The 16501-nt window shown below is 49.5% G+C and carries 16 protein-coding genes and 3 pseudogenes; 5 read left to right on the top strand and 14 right to left on the bottom strand.

Annotated elements, in window-relative coordinates; translation table 11 throughout:
* Positions 1-120 precede the first annotated feature (120 nt).
* Complete coding sequence (ydcK, locus tag A7589_RS02495) at positions 121-1101, top strand: YdcK family protein (RefSeq protein ID WP_001234029.1); 981 nt, start codon at positions 121-123, stop codon at positions 1099-1101.
* On the opposite strand, the gene rimL is transcribed toward ydcK, so the two are convergent.
* The 4 genes from rimL to hglS all read right to left on the bottom strand — a co-directional run bounded on the left by rimL (position 1096) and on the right by hglS (position 5284).
* Complete coding sequence (gene rimL, locus A7589_RS02500) at positions 1096-1632, bottom strand: 50S ribosomal protein L7/L12-serine acetyltransferase (protein ID WP_108188706.1); 537 nt, start codon at positions 1630-1632, stop codon at positions 1096-1098. The genes ydcK and rimL overlap by 6 nt on opposite strands.
* 62 nt (positions 1633-1694) lie before the next feature.
* The gene (locus A7589_RS02505) at positions 1695-1919 is read right to left on the bottom strand and encodes an HP1242/YdcH family protein (RefSeq protein ID WP_010351400.1); all 225 of its coding nucleotides are present in this window, start codon (positions 1917-1919) and stop codon (positions 1695-1697) included.
* Between the two features lie 141 nt (positions 1920-2060).
* Positions 2061-3716 carry a glucan biosynthesis protein OpgD gene (opgD, locus tag A7589_RS02510; RefSeq protein WP_000375982.1) on the bottom strand — a complete coding sequence of 552 codons (1656 nt, stop codon included), beginning with the start codon at positions 3714-3716 and terminating at the stop codon, positions 2061-2063.
* 224 nt (positions 3717-3940) lie between these two features.
* Positions 3941-5284 carry a 2-oxoadipate dioxygenase/decarboxylase HglS gene (gene hglS / locus A7589_RS02520; RefSeq protein WP_000013826.1) on the bottom strand — a complete coding sequence of 448 codons (1344 nt, stop codon included), beginning with the start codon at positions 5282-5284 and terminating at the stop codon, positions 3941-3943.
* 216 nt (positions 5285-5500) lie between these two features.
* Here hglS and A7589_RS02525 point away from each other — a divergent pair, with 216 nt between their 5' ends.
* Positions 5501-6424 carry a LysR substrate-binding domain-containing protein gene (locus A7589_RS02525; RefSeq protein WP_000414571.1) on the top strand — a complete coding sequence of 308 codons (924 nt, stop codon included), beginning with the start codon at positions 5501-5503 and terminating at the stop codon, positions 6422-6424.
* A 37-nt stretch (positions 6425-6461) separates the two neighbouring features.
* Here A7589_RS02525 and A7589_RS02530 read toward each other — a convergent pair whose 3' ends face one another.
* Positions 6462-8102 carry a methyl-accepting chemotaxis protein gene (locus A7589_RS02530; protein ID WP_000557616.1) on the bottom strand — a complete coding sequence of 547 codons (1641 nt, stop codon included), beginning with the start codon at positions 8100-8102 and terminating at the stop codon, positions 6462-6464.
* 400 nt (positions 8103-8502) lie between these two features.
* Here A7589_RS02530 and A7589_RS02535 point away from each other — a divergent pair, with 400 nt between their 5' ends.
* Together A7589_RS02535 and A7589_RS02540 are read left to right on the top strand one after the other, a co-directional pair.
* Positions 8503-8652: a type I toxin-antitoxin system Hok/Gef family toxin gene (locus A7589_RS02535; protein WP_024165206.1), complete on the top strand. Its 150-nt coding sequence runs from the start codon at positions 8503-8505 to the stop codon at positions 8650-8652.
* 352 nt (positions 8653-9004) lie between these two features.
* Positions 9005-9154 carry a type I toxin-antitoxin system Hok/Gef family toxin gene (locus A7589_RS02540; RefSeq protein WP_024165206.1) on the top strand — a complete coding sequence of 50 codons (150 nt, stop codon included), beginning with the start codon at positions 9005-9007 and terminating at the stop codon, positions 9152-9154.
* A 72-nt stretch (positions 9155-9226) separates the two neighbouring features.
* Here A7589_RS02540 and A7589_RS02545 read toward each other — a convergent pair whose 3' ends face one another.
* Together A7589_RS02545 and cybB are read right to left on the bottom strand one after the other, a co-directional pair.
* A complete protein-coding gene (locus tag A7589_RS02545) occupies positions 9227-9400 on the bottom strand; it encodes a YdcA family protein (RefSeq protein ID WP_000712683.1) in 174 nt (57 codons plus the stop codon).
* Positions 9401-9673: 273 nt separating this feature from the next.
* On the bottom strand, positions 9674-10204 hold the full coding sequence (gene cybB / locus A7589_RS02550) for a cytochrome b561 (protein ID WP_000428981.1): 531 nt from the start codon (positions 10202-10204) through the stop codon (positions 9674-9676).
* A gap of 188 nt (positions 10205-10392) precedes the next feature.
* Between cybB and gap the strand changes: the two are divergent.
* A pseudogene (gene gap, locus A7589_RS02555) lies at positions 10393-11394 on the top strand (type I glyceraldehyde-3-phosphate dehydrogenase).
* Positions 11395-11489: 95 nt separating this feature from the next.
* Here gap and A7589_RS02560 read toward each other — a convergent pair.
* The 7 genes and pseudogenes from A7589_RS02560 to ydcF form a co-directional block, all read right to left on the bottom strand.
* Positions 11490-11734 (bottom strand): annotated as a pseudogene (locus A7589_RS02560) (aldehyde dehydrogenase family protein); the annotation flags it as partial.
* A gap of 69 nt (positions 11735-11803) precedes the next feature.
* Positions 11804-12505, bottom strand: a complete 702-nt coding sequence (locus tag A7589_RS02565) for a DUF2931 family protein (protein ID WP_108188707.1) — start codon at positions 12503-12505, stop codon at positions 11804-11806.
* 10 nt (positions 12506-12515) lie between these two features.
* A complete protein-coding gene (locus A7589_RS02570) occupies positions 12516-12833 on the bottom strand; it encodes a hypothetical protein (protein WP_016158317.1) in 318 nt (105 codons plus the stop codon).
* Positions 12781-12918, bottom strand: a pseudogene (locus A7589_RS23615) (aldehyde dehydrogenase); the annotation flags it as partial. The pseudogene A7589_RS23615 and the gene A7589_RS02570, both read right to left, overlap by 53 nt.
* 90 nt (positions 12919-13008) lie before the next feature.
* On the bottom strand, positions 13009-13695 hold the full coding sequence (locus A7589_RS02575; RefSeq protein ID WP_001253647.1) for a DUF2931 family protein: 687 nt from the start codon (positions 13693-13695) through the stop codon (positions 13009-13011).
* 10 nt (positions 13696-13705) lie between these two features.
* Complete coding sequence (locus tag A7589_RS02580) at positions 13706-14911, bottom strand: phospholipase effector Tle1 domain-containing protein (RefSeq protein WP_108188708.1); 1206 nt, start codon at positions 14909-14911, stop codon at positions 13706-13708.
* A 526-nt stretch (positions 14912-15437) separates the two neighbouring features.
* On the bottom strand, positions 15438-16238 hold the full coding sequence (ydcF, locus tag A7589_RS02585) for a DUF218 domain-containing protein YdcF (RefSeq protein ID WP_105282633.1): 801 nt from the start codon (positions 16236-16238) through the stop codon (positions 15438-15440).
* Between the last annotated feature and the right edge of the window lie 263 nt (positions 16239-16501).

Here is a 16501-nt window from a genome sequence, read left to right on the forward strand (position 1 = left end):
CTTACTCATTTTGTTTAATTTATAAAGTATATTTGAAATGCATTTTATGGAAATTTCTCAAGCATAGCCAGAGCCGCAGAATTTGCTACGGTTATAGTAAGTCACCTGCGGGAAAAAGCTATGCGCAAATATCGTCTAAGTGAAGAGCAACGAGCCTTTAGTTATCAAGAAGATGGCCTCAAAAAAAGTGTGCTATTACGGCAGATTATTGCCATAGCCGATTTTAACGATGTGATAGCAGGAACGGCTGGTGGTTGGATCGATAGCGAAACTGTGCTGGCGCAGGAAGGAAATTGCTGGATTTACGACCAGAATGCCCTCGCGTTCGACGGAACGGTTGTTTCCGGTAATACGCGCATCACCGGGACCAGCGTGCTATGGGGAGAGGTTTTCACGGCGGATAACACCTGGATCGATAATAGTGAAATCAGCCAGGGCGTCCATATAAGTGACAGTGTCACCATTCGTGATTCATTAGTTTGCGGTCAGTGTAAAATTTTTGGTCAGGCCTGTATCGATCAACATTCAATGATCGTCGCCGCACAAGGGTTAACGCCCGACCACCATCTTCTGCTGCAAATTTATGACCGAGCCAACGTCAGCGCCTCGCGCGTTGTCCATCAGGCGCAAATTTATGGCGATGCCGTCGTCCGCCATGCTTTTATTGAGCATCGTGCCGAAGTTTTTGATTTTGCGCGTATTGAAGGTAATGAAGAAAATAACGTCTGGCTGTGTGACTGTGCGAAAGTCTACGGTCACGCACGTGTGATTGCCGGAACTGAAGAAGATGCGATTCCAACAATTCATTACAGTTCTCAGGTGGCGGAATATGCCATTGTAGAAGGCAATTGCGTGTTAAAACATCATGTTCTGATTGGCGGAAATGCCGTTGTGCGTGGCGGCCCGGTTCTGCTCGACGAGCACGTTATAATACAAGGTGAGAGCCGTATTGCAGGTGCGGTAATGATTGAAAACCATGTCGAGTTAACCGACCACGCCGTCGTTGAAGCCTTTGATGGCGACACGATTCATGTCCGTGGTCCAAAAGTCATTAACGGTGAGGAACGTATTACGCGAACGCCTCTGGCAGGGTTATTATGATTCGATAATGCGCGCGTATAAGTTCACATCATCATAAGCATCATTAAGGAACTCAGCCTGTTTCAGGCAACCTTCGAGGATAAAACCATTGCGCAAGGCAACCTGGTTGCTTTGCGGATTGTCCACCCGACATTTGATCACGAAGCGTCTAAGTTCACTAGACTGGGCGTAATGATGAATCAATGCCTGTAGCGCCTGAGAAATGATCCCCTGCCCCTGATGAAACTCGTCCAGCCAGTAGCCGATTTCAGCGGTTTTATTCAGCGGTTCAATTCGATTAAACGATATAACGCCGACGAGTTCATTTTCTTTAAAAATCATAAACATTTTGGCATAGCCGCGTTGATGCAGCATCACATTCCCCTGCACCGTTTTTCGCGTGTCCTCTTCGCTGAGAACAAACTGCGGCCAGTTTAGCGACTGCTGTAACCAGTTTTTATTTTTACAGGTTAACTGATAAAGAGGTGTGATATGACTTTCTGCAACGGCATGTAATTCAAGTGAGTCGCTTACTTTTATCATTTCAGTCATCTTATCTCCAGTCACTCTTTGCAGTCGTTAAAAAAGCCGCCTGCCAGGCGGCTCAGCAAAGTTTACACCTCTTTGACGCTCTCCTGTTGCAGGATTTTAAGCATCTCATCCTTCATTTGTAATTTCTGTTTTTTCATGCGGGCGACTTCCGCATTGTATCCTCGACCGTCAGAACCTTCCTTTCTGGCAATTTCATGATCAAGTTTATTGTGTTTATCGAACAAGGACATAAAGCGAGGATTTTCGTTTTTCAGACGGGATATTAAATCTCGATATTCTGGAAACATACGCACTCCCTGTTAGTGGCTGACAACATGTATATGAAATATACAACATCAGATTACCCATTTAACTTGAGGAAAAATGCGAGCGGGATCGTGTTTAACCAGACGGCACCCTCCCGAAAGAAGGTGCCGAAAAAATGACGCTTAGTTCATCACGCGATCGTCAACATACTGGCGCTTATCCGGTGCTGGAGGAAAATACTGATACAACCATGTTTCACTGATAGCATCGCCCTGGCAGCGCAAATACATACGCATATCGACCGGATCAGTTGAATCCGAAGTCGGATACCAGTCAAACTGAATACGGTAACCATCAATCGGCTCAATGTAGAGAATTTCTATTTGTTTCGCTTCACCACTGGAAAGTGTGATAACAGGCTCAATCCCTTTCGGCGCAGCAGCTTTCAGATCACCACCGACAAAATCGACGGCAAAACGACGAGCCCATATTTCCGGATAATGCTCACCTGGCGCCCAGCCTTCAGGGAAGCCCCCCATGCCAGTACGCGTCGCCAGGACTCGTGCTAATGGACAATGAACGGGAGGTTGCGCACTCCAGTAAAGGCGATACTGAAACGCCAGTTCGTCGCCCGCTTTGACTGCTTTTTCTGGTTGCCAGAAACAAACAATATTATCCAGCGTTTCGCCGGTCGTCGGGATCTCCATCAAACCGATAGTGCCCTTACCCCACTTGTTACGCGGTTCCACCCACAGACTTGGGCGTTTGTTATACCAACCCATAATGTCCTGATAATGGGAGAAATCACGATCCAGCTGCAACAAGCCAAACCCTTTTGGATTGTTATCGGTATAGGCATTGAACTGCAATTTCTGCGGATTATTCAGCGGACGGCAGATCCACTCGCCATTGCCCCGCCACATGGAAAGACGGTCGGAATCATGGATTTGCGGATGAATAGTGTCGCACATACGACGTTCGTTAGTCCCGCAACTGAACATACTGGTCATCGGCGCGATGCCCAGCTGTTTAATGTCTTTACGCGCATACAGGTGATTCTCGACATCCATAATCACCTGATTCTTCTCACAGTGGATGGTGAACTTGTAAGCACCAGTAATGCTGGCACTATCGAGCAACGCATAAACGGTAAAAGTGGTCGCGCCAGGTTTTACCGTATCGAACCAGAAGGCGGTAAAGTCGGGAAACTCTTCTTTGCTGTCGGTGTAAGTGTCGATCGCCAGACCACGCGCCGATAAACCGTATTGATAAGTGTCATCAACGGCACGGAAATAGCTGGCACCGAGGAAAGAAACCACGTCACGGCGCGCCAGTTCCGGGGCTTTAAACACACGGAACCCCGCAAAACCGAGATCGCTTTGCCCTTCTAATTGTTTGGTATCAACACCCGCATCGTTGTATTTGAACAACTCCGGACGGAAGTGTATTTCGCGCGCCAGATGTGTTGCTGGATCAACAGAGAACATGCGAACACGGCGACGGAATCCCATCCCCATATGGAAGAACTGAGCGTCCAGCTGGCGGTTCTCAACGTTATGCCAGAGTGATTTTTCGGCATCATACTGAATGCTGTTATAAGCCTGCGGCGTCATCGTCGCCAGCGTATCGGGTAACGGACGCGGCGCACCACGCCACGCTGTTTGCGCTAAGTCGTGCGCCATCGACTGTAAAACAGAGAAGTCAAAACGCTGGGTTTGCCCGTCGGCAATGTCAGATTCTGCTGCGAACGCAGCCTGAGAAAAAAGAGAAGCAATGCCGCTAGTCCCGCACACGGCGGCCATAGCCATTGAACCTTTAATAAATCGTCTACGATCCATACCTGAAAGTGAGTCCTTCTGGTGTAGTGAATGGTCCCGCGCTGGTCGTATTCAGCGGCAAGAAAATGCTTATTAATGACCGCTCACTCTAGACAATATTTATTAATAATCCAATTGTTGAACTCAGAGAATATGCATAAATCGGCAATTTTTTTCTGTCGATGGGATGAGCCTGATTCGTTTGTAAAATCAGGCAAATTTTTGCAAAGTCGGTTGGACAGAATTTAAAGCAAACCACAGCGGCGTTTACTGCGTTCTTCCGCTTCCTGGTACAACTGAAACTCATCAAATACCGGACACCCCAGCGCCAGTTCAAAAGCCTCCCGGCTGGCATTACCGTGACTGCGCATTTGCGTTTCATTACCCAGATTCGACTGGAAGATCCCCGCAGCACTAACCGGCAGGAAATCCTCATAGGTAATAGGTTGCGCCACTACCCAACCACGTTCGATCAAAGGCTGTGGATCGTCACCGGGATGGATCGCCTGACGATGCGCCTCACCCGATGGCGTCAGGCGATAGCGAAACCATGCCAATCCCTGCTGGCGCATCAGAAATTCACTGTCCGGGAAGGCGCTGAAGGTTTCCTGCAAATGCAGTTGGTGAGTGAGATTATCCTGTCCGATTCCGGCGTTACGCAGAAGCTCATCATACAGTTGCCGTCCTTTCGGCGTTAATGCCACACCACGTTGCTCTATCTCACCAAAGCGTGCGGTATGTGTTCCCTGCTTTTGCCCTGCAAACAACACTGTCTCTTCCAGCGCCTTAAAACTGGTCTGGCGCAGTAAAATCGGCACCTCGCGGCGCGGCGGCCCTTCGATCAGAATTTTGGGTTCAATACCGCATTCGGGCATCATCGACTGCACCCGGTCAATGTCGAGCGTGCGTGGCGTCAGGTGGTTAATATGACAGCCAGGAAAACAGACCACATCAGCAATCAGTCGATGTTCGTTGTGCAACGCGCGATAGGTTTCTTCATCTACTGTTGCTGACTGATGCCAGCGAAACGTCTCCAGGGCTTCCTGCACAAACTCCCGCGCCTGAGCTTTGCTAAAGCCGCCCTCCTGATCATATACATCTAACAGTTGTCGACAACGCGGGGTAAAGATATCGCGCTGGTGTAAAATCTCCGCCGCCTTCTGGCGCAAGGTTTCGTTTTCGATGAGTTCAAGGCGAAGTAATGAGGTAAAAACCCGGAAAGGATTACGCGCCAGCGAGGCATCATCGATAGGACGAAATGCTGTGGAATGTACCGGCACGCCCGCCTGCGAGAGATCGTAATAACTGACCGGATACATCCCCATAATGGCAAATATCCGCCGTAGAGTGGCAAGCTCTTGTGCGGTGCCGACGCGAATCGCCCCATGACGTTCAACGTTAAGTCGCGCCAGTTCGTCCGCATTTACCATTTTTTCATGCAATTGGGGATTGTTTTCCAGCACAGACAGATTGACGTCAGCCACCAGTTCCAGCAGCGTACCGTACTGTGGAACTTCTTGCTGATACATGGCTGACATAGCCTGCGAAAACTGTTCCCGAATCTCATCCGCCGTGATGCTGTTCGCCATAATCTCTGCCTCCAGTGGTCAGTAATCTGGAGTGTAGGTAACCACATTTACTCTGGTGGGAAGAATTTACAAACTGTGATCTCCCCACGAAATCAGTAAAACCACGACTGGAAACGTAACAAAATTGCTTTATATGTTAATAATATTTTGCAATCAAGTTATCATAATCAAACAACTTCACTTGTCAGCGGCACCGCTTCGTTTTTAACATCGCTTATGGAAAAAAATAGTCTGTTTAGTCAGCGCATCCGTTTGCGCCACCTTCATACTTTCGTAGCTGTCGCACAACAAGGAACTTTGGGGCGCGCGGCTGAAACCCTTAATTTGAGTCAACCTGCGCTCTCTAAAACATTGAATGAACTTGAACAATTGACAGGCACCCGCTTATTTGACCGTGGACGTCAGGGCGCACAGCTTACCTTACCTGGCGAGCAATTTTTAACCCATGCAGTCAGAGTGCTTGACGCCATCAACACCGCAGGTCAGGCGCTTAATCGTAAAGAAGGGCTTAACAATGATGTTGTAAGGGTTGGTGCATTACCCACTGCTGCACTGGGGATCTTGCCTTCCGTTATTGGTCAGTTTCATCAGCAACAAAAAGAGACCACTCTGCAAGTTGCCACTATGAGTAACACCATGATTCTGGCAGGCTTAAAAACGGGGGAAATTGATATCGGTGTTGGTCGGATGTCAGATCCTGAACTGATGACCGGGCTTAATTACGAATTGCTGTTTCTCGAATCACTGAAACTGGTTGTCCGGCCTAACCACCCGCTTCTTCAGGAAAACGTGACGTTAAGTCGGGTACTGGAATGGCCGGTTGTCGTATCGCCAGAAGGCACTGCGCCCCGCCAACATTCAGATGCGTTAGTACAAAGCCAGGGCTGCAAAATTCCTTCGGGTTGTATTGAAACGCTTTCAGCATCGCTTTCGCGTCAGCTTACGGTTGAATATGACTATGTGTGGTTTGTCCCTTCTGGCGCTGTAAAAGACGACCTGCGTCATGCCACGCTGGTGGCGCTACCTGTTCCGGGACATGGCGCAGGCGAACCGATTGGAATACTGACCCGCGTAGATGCAACGCTCTCTTCCGGCTGTCAGCTAATGATTAACGCAATTCGGAAATCAATGCCGTTCTGAAAGGTGAAGGGATCTGACGATCCCTTCTTTGACATTATCACGCCGTTGCCAAACTAACCGAGCGCCCTGCCCCTCGTTGATTCGCAGGTAACGATTGTTTCTTCAGGCGGAATACATCCACAGCCTCAGTTAATCGTGCCGCCTGCTCTTCAAGAGACACTGCCGCTGCAGAGGCCTCTTCCACCAGAGAGGCATTCTGTTGCGTTACTTTATCCATTTCAGAAATCGCCTGGCTGACCTGCGTTATTCCCCTGCTTTGCTCATCGGAGGCAGCGGCAATTTCCTGCATGATATGTGTGACGCTCGCCACGGCATCCACAATGGCACTCATCGTTTTCCCGGCGGTTGTAACCTCATCTGACCCTTGCCCAATTAATCTGACTGATTCGCTAATCAAGCTTTCAATTTCTTTCGCCGCCTGGGCGCTGCGACTGGCAAGTGTACGCACTTCGCTGGCGACAACCGCAAATCCGCGACCTTGCTCACCAGCTCGCGCAGCTTCAACGGCGGCATTGAGCGCCAGAATATTTGTCTGGAAAGCAATACTATTGATCACGGCGGTAATTTCGGAAATTTTTTTCGAGCTACTGGAGATATCGCCCATCGTTTTCACCACGCCGGAGACTGTCTTCCCGCCATCGCTGGCTTTAACGGAAGCCTCTTGTGCCAGACGGCTCGCGTGGTGTGCATTGTCCGCATTCTGTTTCACCGTCGCGGTGAGTTGCTCCATGCTGGCAGCGGTTTGTTCAATCGCCGCCGCCTGTTCTTCCGTGCGCGAAGAAAGGTCAGCATTGCCAGCGGAGATTTCGCTGGTGCCGCGATAAATCTCCTCCGCCCCCTGGCGTACCGTCCCGACGGTCATCACCAGAGAATGCTGCATTTTCTGTAGATGACGACTTAATCGTCCTATTTCGCTGCGCCCCGTCGGTTCGTCGTTCATTGTCAGATCGCCACCGGCGATTTGTTCAATACGTTGCGCGGCATGTTGCAGAGGTCGAATCACAATCCGACGCAAAACGATGAAGGTCATCAGCGTCATGACCAGGGCAAGGATAAACGCACCAATCATAAACATCACACCCAGTCGAGTGCGCTGATGCGCCTGCTCCGCCAGGTGGTTCGCTCTGGCGCTACGTATTTCAACGGCTTTGTTTAATATATGGGTATAACTATTATCCAGCGTTCGGATCTGCTCACTTTCATGATTAATAATCGCTTCAAACATGCCGTTTTTGGCATATTTCAGCATAGGCAGGAGGCCAGTTATATAAGCCTGAAAACGTTGATTTAATTCAGCATCCAGAGCTTCATCTGCAGCCGTTTTCACCTGGCGATTCTGGTAAGTACGATAACCTTGCTGCGATTGTTTAATCTGCAATTCCGCTTGTGCAATATTTCGCTTCATCTCTTCCATTTCTGCGATACGGCTCGCCGCCCCGGCCTGAATCATATTGATGCGGGCTGAACGCAGATAATCAGAGCTATTTGCCAAACCGGTGCGAGTCTGGATCTCCGCAGTAGCGTCACGCTGATCGCGGTCAGCCTGCCAGAGAAAATACCCAGCCAGAGCTGAACTCAGGGCAAATAGAAGTAATATGCCGCCCAGAATACAGGCAAATAGCGGAACCAGCCTGATGTGATATAAAAAACCTAAGCGGTGTGAGGGTGTTGTATGCATGGCCGTTGTCTCTCTTCCAGATTTACTCCCGAGAGAGAATCATCGGCAATCGGTGGTAATTGCTTACTGCCAAAAACGTTTTCACTTCACATTTTTACAACATTTTATGCGTTAACAGATCATCGGGCGCCGCAATGAATAGGCTGGCGAATAAGGATGCTTTGTGAGGTGTATTGCGTGAAATTCTGGAAAGCGTTACGCACTTTCGTAAAGTGATTATTTTCCTGCTAAGAGAAACTGCATAGGATGATCGCGGGTGCCTGAGACTTTCTGTTTTCAGGCTAACCGGGAATCAGAAAGACGAAGGCCCCGACCGATATTTCTATCAACCGAGGCCGACGAATGAACCCAACAATTCAGATGTTAGCCTCTTACCCGCCATCCGGCAAGGAGAAAGGCTATGAAGCGCAACCCTCTGGTGGTGTGTCTGCTCATTATTTGTTTCACAATACTGGCATTCACACTTCTGACCCGACAAACGCTCTACGAACTGCGGTTCCGGGACGGTAATAAGGAGGTGGCGGCTCTCATGGCCTGTAAGTCCAGGTAAGGGTCTGCGCGGGGAGTTTTCCCCGCGCATCTGGATGGCGGGTTCATTTTCTCATGGCACCCCTTTTCATACTGCAACTGCAACCGGAACCTGGCTCGCATTTAATCCTGTCGTTTATGTTATCTGTTTAAAATTTGCCGGAAGCCGTCACGCAATTTCGCAAAGTGATTATTCCCCTGCTAAGAGAGGCTGCATAGGATGATCGCGGGTGCCTGAGACTTTCTGTTTTCAGGCTAACCGGGAATCAGAAAGACGAAGGCCCCGACCGATATTTCTATCAATCGAGGCCAACGAATGAACCACACAATTCAGATGTTAGTCTCTTACCTGCCATCCGGCAAGGAGAAAGGCTATGAAACGCAACCCTCTGGTGGTGTGTCTGCTCATTATTTGTTTCACAATACTGGCATTCACACTTCTGACCCGACAAACGCTCTACGAACTGCGGTTCCGGGACGGTAATAAGGAGGTGGCGGCTCTCATGGCCTGTAAGTCCAGGTAAGGGTCTGCGCGGGGAGTTTTCCCCGCGCATCTGGCGGCAGGTTCATTTTCTCATGGCACCCCTTTTTTCCTTTCAGTTAGTACATGTCTTTTTCGATGCGCTGATAGATCCATCGTTACAAACAAATTTGCCACCAGCAGTACAGTGGGATATTCCACCTTTTGCACCAGAACACGGCTTGCGCCCGGCATCGGCATAAAACGAAACAAGCATTCCCATAAACAAGATAAGTGCAAATTTTTTCATATAACCTCCATTGTTTACCAAATCTTATGTTCGGTATAAAAGTTATACGCTGGGTGGACTTGATTTCACTTAGCGAGATCAAAGATTGAGGAAAATGGATTTCAATCTTAACTGAAAGATAAATTGGTTAAATATGAACCAGATAAACACATAAAGGCTAATTATGGTTTTATTTGTCATACAAATAAATATAATAGATGCTTCCGATGTAGACCCGTATTCTTCGCCTGTACCACGGGTCTGGTTTAGTACAGGCGCTTTCTTTTATTGTCGTCAGGAACGCTTACGCGGCATCATGCGCAGAAGCGTGTTGTCCTTCCAGAAATAGTGGTGTGCCAATGCAGCAGCAGCATGTAGCCCGATAACGAAATATCCCAAATTTGCCAGCGTTTCATGCCATGACTTTAAAATATCCACCAGATCGAAATTTGGCTCTGACGTGTAAGGCATCGTCACACCGAACGCAAACCAGGGATTGCCACGGTTATACATCATCACGATACCAATCAGCGGCAGCGCGATAAACAGCAGGTAAATGACCAGATGCCCGAGATGCGCGAGCCCCGTTATCATCGGTTTCGGTTTAGGCACAATTGGCGGGGTTGGGTATTTCAGCCTTAGCACAAGACGAAGTACCATTAGTACGAGAATTAAAATGCCGCAGGAAACATGGATCATGTTGATGAGCGGCCGATCGCTACGTGGGAAAAAGCCACGAAACTCCATTGCACAATAGGCTGCAATAACCAGCAAAAAGACCAGCCAGTGAATGCCAATTTGTAACCTTGCGTATTTATTTTCCATAATATTTCCTGATTTAAAACAACTTATCGTTAACATAACCAGCTTTTCTTAAAATTTCATTAAATATTGTTCGCCCTTTTTCAGTACGTTACGTTTCGCTGCACGAATGTAGATTGCTCATCCCGCCATCCTGGTCTAAGCCTGGAAAGGATCAATTTTCACCCAAGAGTTCCTTACAGGAGAAAACCATGAGTAAAGTTGGCATTAACGGTTTTGGTCGTATCGGTCGACTGGTGTTGCGTCGATTACTTGAGGTCAAAAGCAACATAGACGTTGTCGCTATTAATGATCTCACATCCCCGAAAATTCTCGCCTATCTGCTGAAACATGATTCAAACTACGGCCCGTTCCCCTGGAGCGTTGATTTCACTGAAGATTCACTTATCGTCGATGGGAAAAGCATTGCGGTTTACGCCGAAAAAGAGGCGAAAAATATTCCGTGGAAAGCGAAAGGTGCAGAAATCATTGTCGAATGTACAGGCTTTTATACCTCTGCAGAAAAATCGCAGGCGCATCTGGATGCTGGCGCCAGGAAAGTACTGATTTCCGCCCCTGCCGGTGAGATGAAAACTATCGTTTATAACGTCAATGACGACACTCTGGATGGTAATGACACCATTGTTTCTGTAGCGTCATGTACCACAAACTGTCTTGCGCCGATGGCTAAAGCCTTGCACGACAGTTTCGGAATAGAAGTCGGCACGATGACGACCATTCATGCCTATACCGGCACCCAGTCACTGGTGGATGGTCCGCGTGGTAAAGATCTACGCGCTTCACGTGCGGCGGCAGAAAATATCATTCCCCACACCACTGGCGCGGCAAAAGCCATTGGCCTGGTGATCCCGGAACTGAGCGGCAAACTGAAAGGCCATGCGCAACGCGTACCCGTGAAAACAGGTTAGGTCACCGAACTGGTGTCTATTCTCGGGAAAAAAGTCACTGCCGAAGAGGTGAACAACGCGCTTAAAAAAGCGACAAACAATAACGAGTCATTTGGTTATACCGATGAAGAAATAGTCTCTTCCGATATCATTGGCAGCCATTTCGGTTCGGTGTTTGATGCCACGCAAACGGAAATTACCGCCGTGGGCGATTTACAACTGGTGAAAACAGTCGCCTGGTACGATAACGAATATGGGTTTGTTACCCAGCTTATTCGCACTCTCGAAAAATTCGCCAAACTCTGACAGATACAGGCGGAGAAAAATGCCTCCGCCTGTTTTACACATTATGACTGTAAATAGACTACCTGGGTTTGAAGGTACTCATGCAAGCCATGTTTACCGGTCACTAGAGCAGGCGACATTTTGTGGGCAATCAATAAGGAAGAACGGGAAGTTCCACGGCAGAATACCAGTGGTCACGCCAAGAGCACGTTTAAACAGAAGAATATGATCGCTTTGAATAATTTTTCCCTCATAACGCCGCGCCCACTTCGATTTCAGCCAATTGCTGGATCTTGCCCCCTTACTCGACAATCAGCGTACTGATTTCACTGGCGCGTTCGCGGTATTGAAGTTTAACCCGTCAAAACAATCAGATTGATGCTCAAAAGGATCTCAAGAAGATCCTTTTGAGTTTTCTCATCGTTATGCCCTACCAGTTGCCATATGGATAGTGCTTTCCCTTGATAAAATCGCGGATAAAGGGGGCGTAACCGTTAGCCTTGATGTAACTGAAATCAATCTGGTTGGGAATGTTTTTGCATATCAGCATATCATCCCCCGTCAGGGTAAACTGTCTGGCTGGTTGCTGGAGTACGGATGGGTTCCCGTTATCCTCAAGCCAGACCCGTACAGTACCGCCTGGAGCCAGACCAACAGCCATTCGCTTCCGGTAGTAAGGTTTACCTGGATGATACGGATCAGGATATGCCGTAGCCATCTGCTGCCACGTCTCCCGGCTGAACCAGATCTCCGTTTCATACGCTTTCTTGTCGATAACCGAGTCCCAGCACACCGTCATTCGTACCGGCAGTGCTTTTCCCCGGTTAAAATACCCGCCATACCCCCCTATCAAATCATGCCAGCGCCCGACACTCAGATCACTGATGTCCATAGGATCTAACCGACGGAAGATACTTTCCCGAATATCCCCGTCCTCCAGGTACACCATCGTCACCCGTGCAGGCAGATTTTTCGGGTATATAAAACTAAAATTCCAGTTATCGTAAGGCAGCTTCTTTCCCCATTGCTCCACGCCGTCTCCCAGCAGCGTCTTCACGCCTGCCCGGCGGTCATGGCAGCCTGAAAGCAGAAAGCCCCCCAGCACGGCCACCATCAGCGGTAATCGTCTCATCCCTTCCTCCTCAGAACAGTTCGTCCAGCACGTCCACGTTCGCCCGCACCCGGTCTTCCCACTGCTGCTGGTCATCCATCCTCCACACCGTCCGCACCCATCCTTTGCCCGGAGCCATCGGCCACACGAACGAGCGGTCGTCAGTCGGCGCATAGTGGTTTCGCAGAAAAATCTCTCCCGAGGACGGACTCACCCACAGGCTCAGGTCCGAGTCGATGTTCCAGTTCGCCGAACAGTGCAGATAACGCCCGATGGTTCGCATCTCCTCCGCAGTGAAGCGCACGTTTAAACAGAATAATATGATCGCTTTGAATAATTTTTCCCTCATAACGCCACGCCCACTTCGATTTCATCCAATTGCTGGATTTTGCCCCTTACTCGACAATCAGCGCACTGATTTCACTGGCGCGTTCGCAGTATTGAAGTTTAACCCGTCAAAACAATCAGATTGATGCTCAAAAGGATCTCAAGAAGATCCTTTTGAGTTTTCTAATCGTTATGCCCTACCAGTTACCATACGGATAGGTTTTCCCTTTGATGAAATCTGGTGTCTTTCCGTAATAAACATACCCGTTAGGATGTTTCGTTACCCCTTTGCATATCAGCATATCATCCCCCGTCAGGGTAAGCTGCCGTGCTGGTTGCTGGAGTACGGATGGGTTCCCGTTATCCTCAAGCCAGATCCGTACAGTACCGCCTGGAGCAAGACCAACAGCCATTCGCTTCCGGTAGTAAGGTTTACCAGGATGATACGGGTCAGGATATGCCGTAGCCATCTGCTGCCACGTCTCCCGGCTGAACCAGATCTCCGTTTCATACGCTTTCTTGTCGATAACCGAGTCCCAGCACACCGTCATTCGTACCGGCAGTGCTTTTCCCCGGTTAAAATACCCGCCATACCCCCCTATCAAATCATGCCAGCGCCCGACACTCAGATCACTGATGTCCATAGGATCTAACCGACGGAAGATACTTTCCCGAATATCCCCGTCCTCCAGGTACACCATCGTCACTAGTGCAGGCAGATTTTTCGGGTATATAAAGCTAAAATTCCAGTTATCGTAAGGCAGCTTCTTTCCCCACTGCTCCACGCCGTCTCCCAGCAGCGTCTTTACGCCTGCCCGGCGGTCATGGCAGCCTGAAAGCAGAATGCCCCCCAGCACGGCCACCATCAGCGGTAATCGTCTCATCCCTTCCTCCTCAGAACAGTTCGTCCAGCACGTCCACGTTCGCCCGCGCCCGGTCTTCCCACTGCTGCTGGTCATCCATCCTCCACACCGTCCGCACCCACCCTTTGCCCGGAGCCATCGGCCACACGAACGAGCGGTCGTCAGTCGGCGCATAGTGGTTTCGCAGAAAAACCTCTCCCGAGGACGGACTCACCCACAGGCTCAGGTCCGAGTCGATGTTCCAGTTCGCCGAACAGTGCAGATAACGCCCGATGGTTCGCATCTCCTCCGCCGTGAAGCCCTCCGGCTCTGCGCCACGCCGGATCGCACGCCCCTGGGCTGTTGCTTTGTCACACAGGGGAACCAGCTCAGCAGGAAGAGCTGTGTCAGGGTTTTGCGGGTCAATATCTCCAAATATTACCCCGGCGTCCTGTGCCGCATCGAGCATCACCCGCATACACACCTTTTCCCAGTCGTTCGGCACCGCCCTGCGCGTCATAAACACCGCCGCGCCGGCTTTCTTCTCAAAAATAAAAGCCCGAGCCTTGTCAAGGTTAACCAGCGGCCACGAAATCATTTTTGTCTCCACCTTACCGTGTGGCATCAGGTACTTCAGCGCCGGCAGTGAAAACAGCGCCTGACGCATCTTCTCCGCCTGACGGTACACCGCAGTCTGCGTCTCGTCCGCGCTCTCCGGTATCACATCAAAGTCCGGCATCGTCAGCAGGGAAATCTCATCCTCACCCGCGTTGTAGCCCCCGCCAATGTCCGAATGCGCCCCCGGCAGTGCCAGCTCCGGCCACATCCCCGCGATGCTGTTCAGACTGAAGTTATAACGGCACTCGTGCATTGCGCTTATCTGAAACACCTTCTGCGCCACGGAAGGACGCAGCTCAAGGTTGACACCAGGATTACTGCGTCCGTTAATATCGTAGAAATTCAGCAGGCTCCCGATGGCTGCCACTGTGTCAAAAAGCCCCAGAAAGCGCACCTCTCCCGCAGGTTTTCCATGGTATCTGGACATATCCAGCCCGTTCTCTATTGCAGCCACTATCGCCGTATTCCCGGTACCATCAAAGAACACCCCCACCGTCAGCGTGATCCCTCTGACCGGCACCCGCCGGCACCGGATGACTTTTCCACTGCATAAAACATCGGTGTAGTGCGTGTTCTCCCCGGTAGTTTCATACCGGTGATAGCCGGTATTACCCGGCTCAGTATTCTCGCCTGCTGCCATAAAAAATCCATTTTGTCTGAAAGGTTAAATCAGGCACATCATACTCCCCCCTTCAGTTCTTAAATAAAATCAACGCTCTATCTTCTGCACAAGATGCAGTTGCCATATTCAAATGTATGGATTCCTGGTGTTCACCGACAGCAACGGAGCCACTGATATGCTCTGTCACCCGGATTTAACGGGAGGATACAAGGTGCGGTGCCTGCCGTCCCTGAAGCGGAAGAGATACCGGAGTGCATCCGATCTGCTGAGCAATAGCATTCACAACAACTGAAGGTGTATTCAGGATAATGGCCCTGTATTGGTCATTCCAGCTAGCAGGGAAAGCTCGTCAGTAAGCAAACGCGACTCGTCCCGGTCAAAAAAGTCTGTTCCTGTGTAAACATCAATCATCGTAGATGACAGCATCGTGGAAAAACGATTCTGTGAAGGGCTTCATAAAAACAAGTGTGAAAGGAATAAAAGGCAGAAGTAAAAGTAAAGAGTCATGCCCGTTTGCCAACGGTATTTCACAAACGGGCAATTTTTAACGTAGTGAACGACTTTCCATCGCTTCAATAAGCACAGCGTCGTGTTTCAGCGTCTGCCAGGATTGGGTGACTTCAGCGGGAAAGTCAACATGAACGATAAAATCGCGCCCGCGTGGCCCATAGCCATCGCTATCATCACGCAAACGAGGTAGCTCGCCAGTAAGAAGCGATAAATAACGCTCAATTGACCATAATCCTTCCAGTGAATTAGCAAATGCGACACTGTCTGTGTTATTCACTAATTGTGGTACAAATCCCGGATAACTTAACCAGCGTGGTGCATCGGGGTTGTCCCCGGTCATACGGCGGAACGTCGCCATCGTGCGCCGCTGCATGGTGGGGTCCTGCACAACGATAACCGTGTGAACCCGTTCTTTGGCCTGATTCAGTAACGCGATACTGAAGCGGGCATTTTCTCCGCAGTTTGTTGACTGGTCTTCAATCAAGATTTTTTCATGTGGAATATGCCAGAACTGATTGGCAATATCTGCGAGGATGGTAGCTTCTGACCTGCCTGTTGTGCGAATGGTGTTGTAATGCGGATGCTGGGCGATGGCACTGTATAAAAATGTTGTCGAGTGACCGATACCACCGCTAATCAGTAACGGAATTTGCTGATCTCGGGCAATCTTGCAAGCGGCGTCGATCGTAGGGATAACCGCATTACCTGCAAGGATCACGCAATCAGCCTGATATGGTGCAGCACCGGAGAAATCATCCTGCGCCAGCCATCGACCGATAACGTTTATGGCATTGATGGTTGCCGCCGAAAGCGTCGGAAACGGGGTAATATTCATGGTTCCTCCTTCTCATTCCCTTAAGAATACTGCGTGAGATAATAATGAGAAGCGGAGCACTCTGAAAGGAGGAGGTCGTATTTCGTTAATCGCCTCTCCGCAAACCTGGCATATGTTTTACAGAAAAGCTGTAGATAAACATTATTCATCTTGCAGCAGAGAATTGTATTTCTCCTGAATCCCTGAACTTTTGCCCTTACCGTTTTCAGATTTAATAAAAAACCCGGCAGCATATGCTTACCGGGTTTTAGATTTATCAGGCA

This window comes from Escherichia sp. MOD1-EC6475 (genome assembly GCF_003046645.1).
GTDB lineage: Bacteria > Pseudomonadota > Gammaproteobacteria > Enterobacterales > Enterobacteriaceae > Escherichia > Escherichia ruysiae.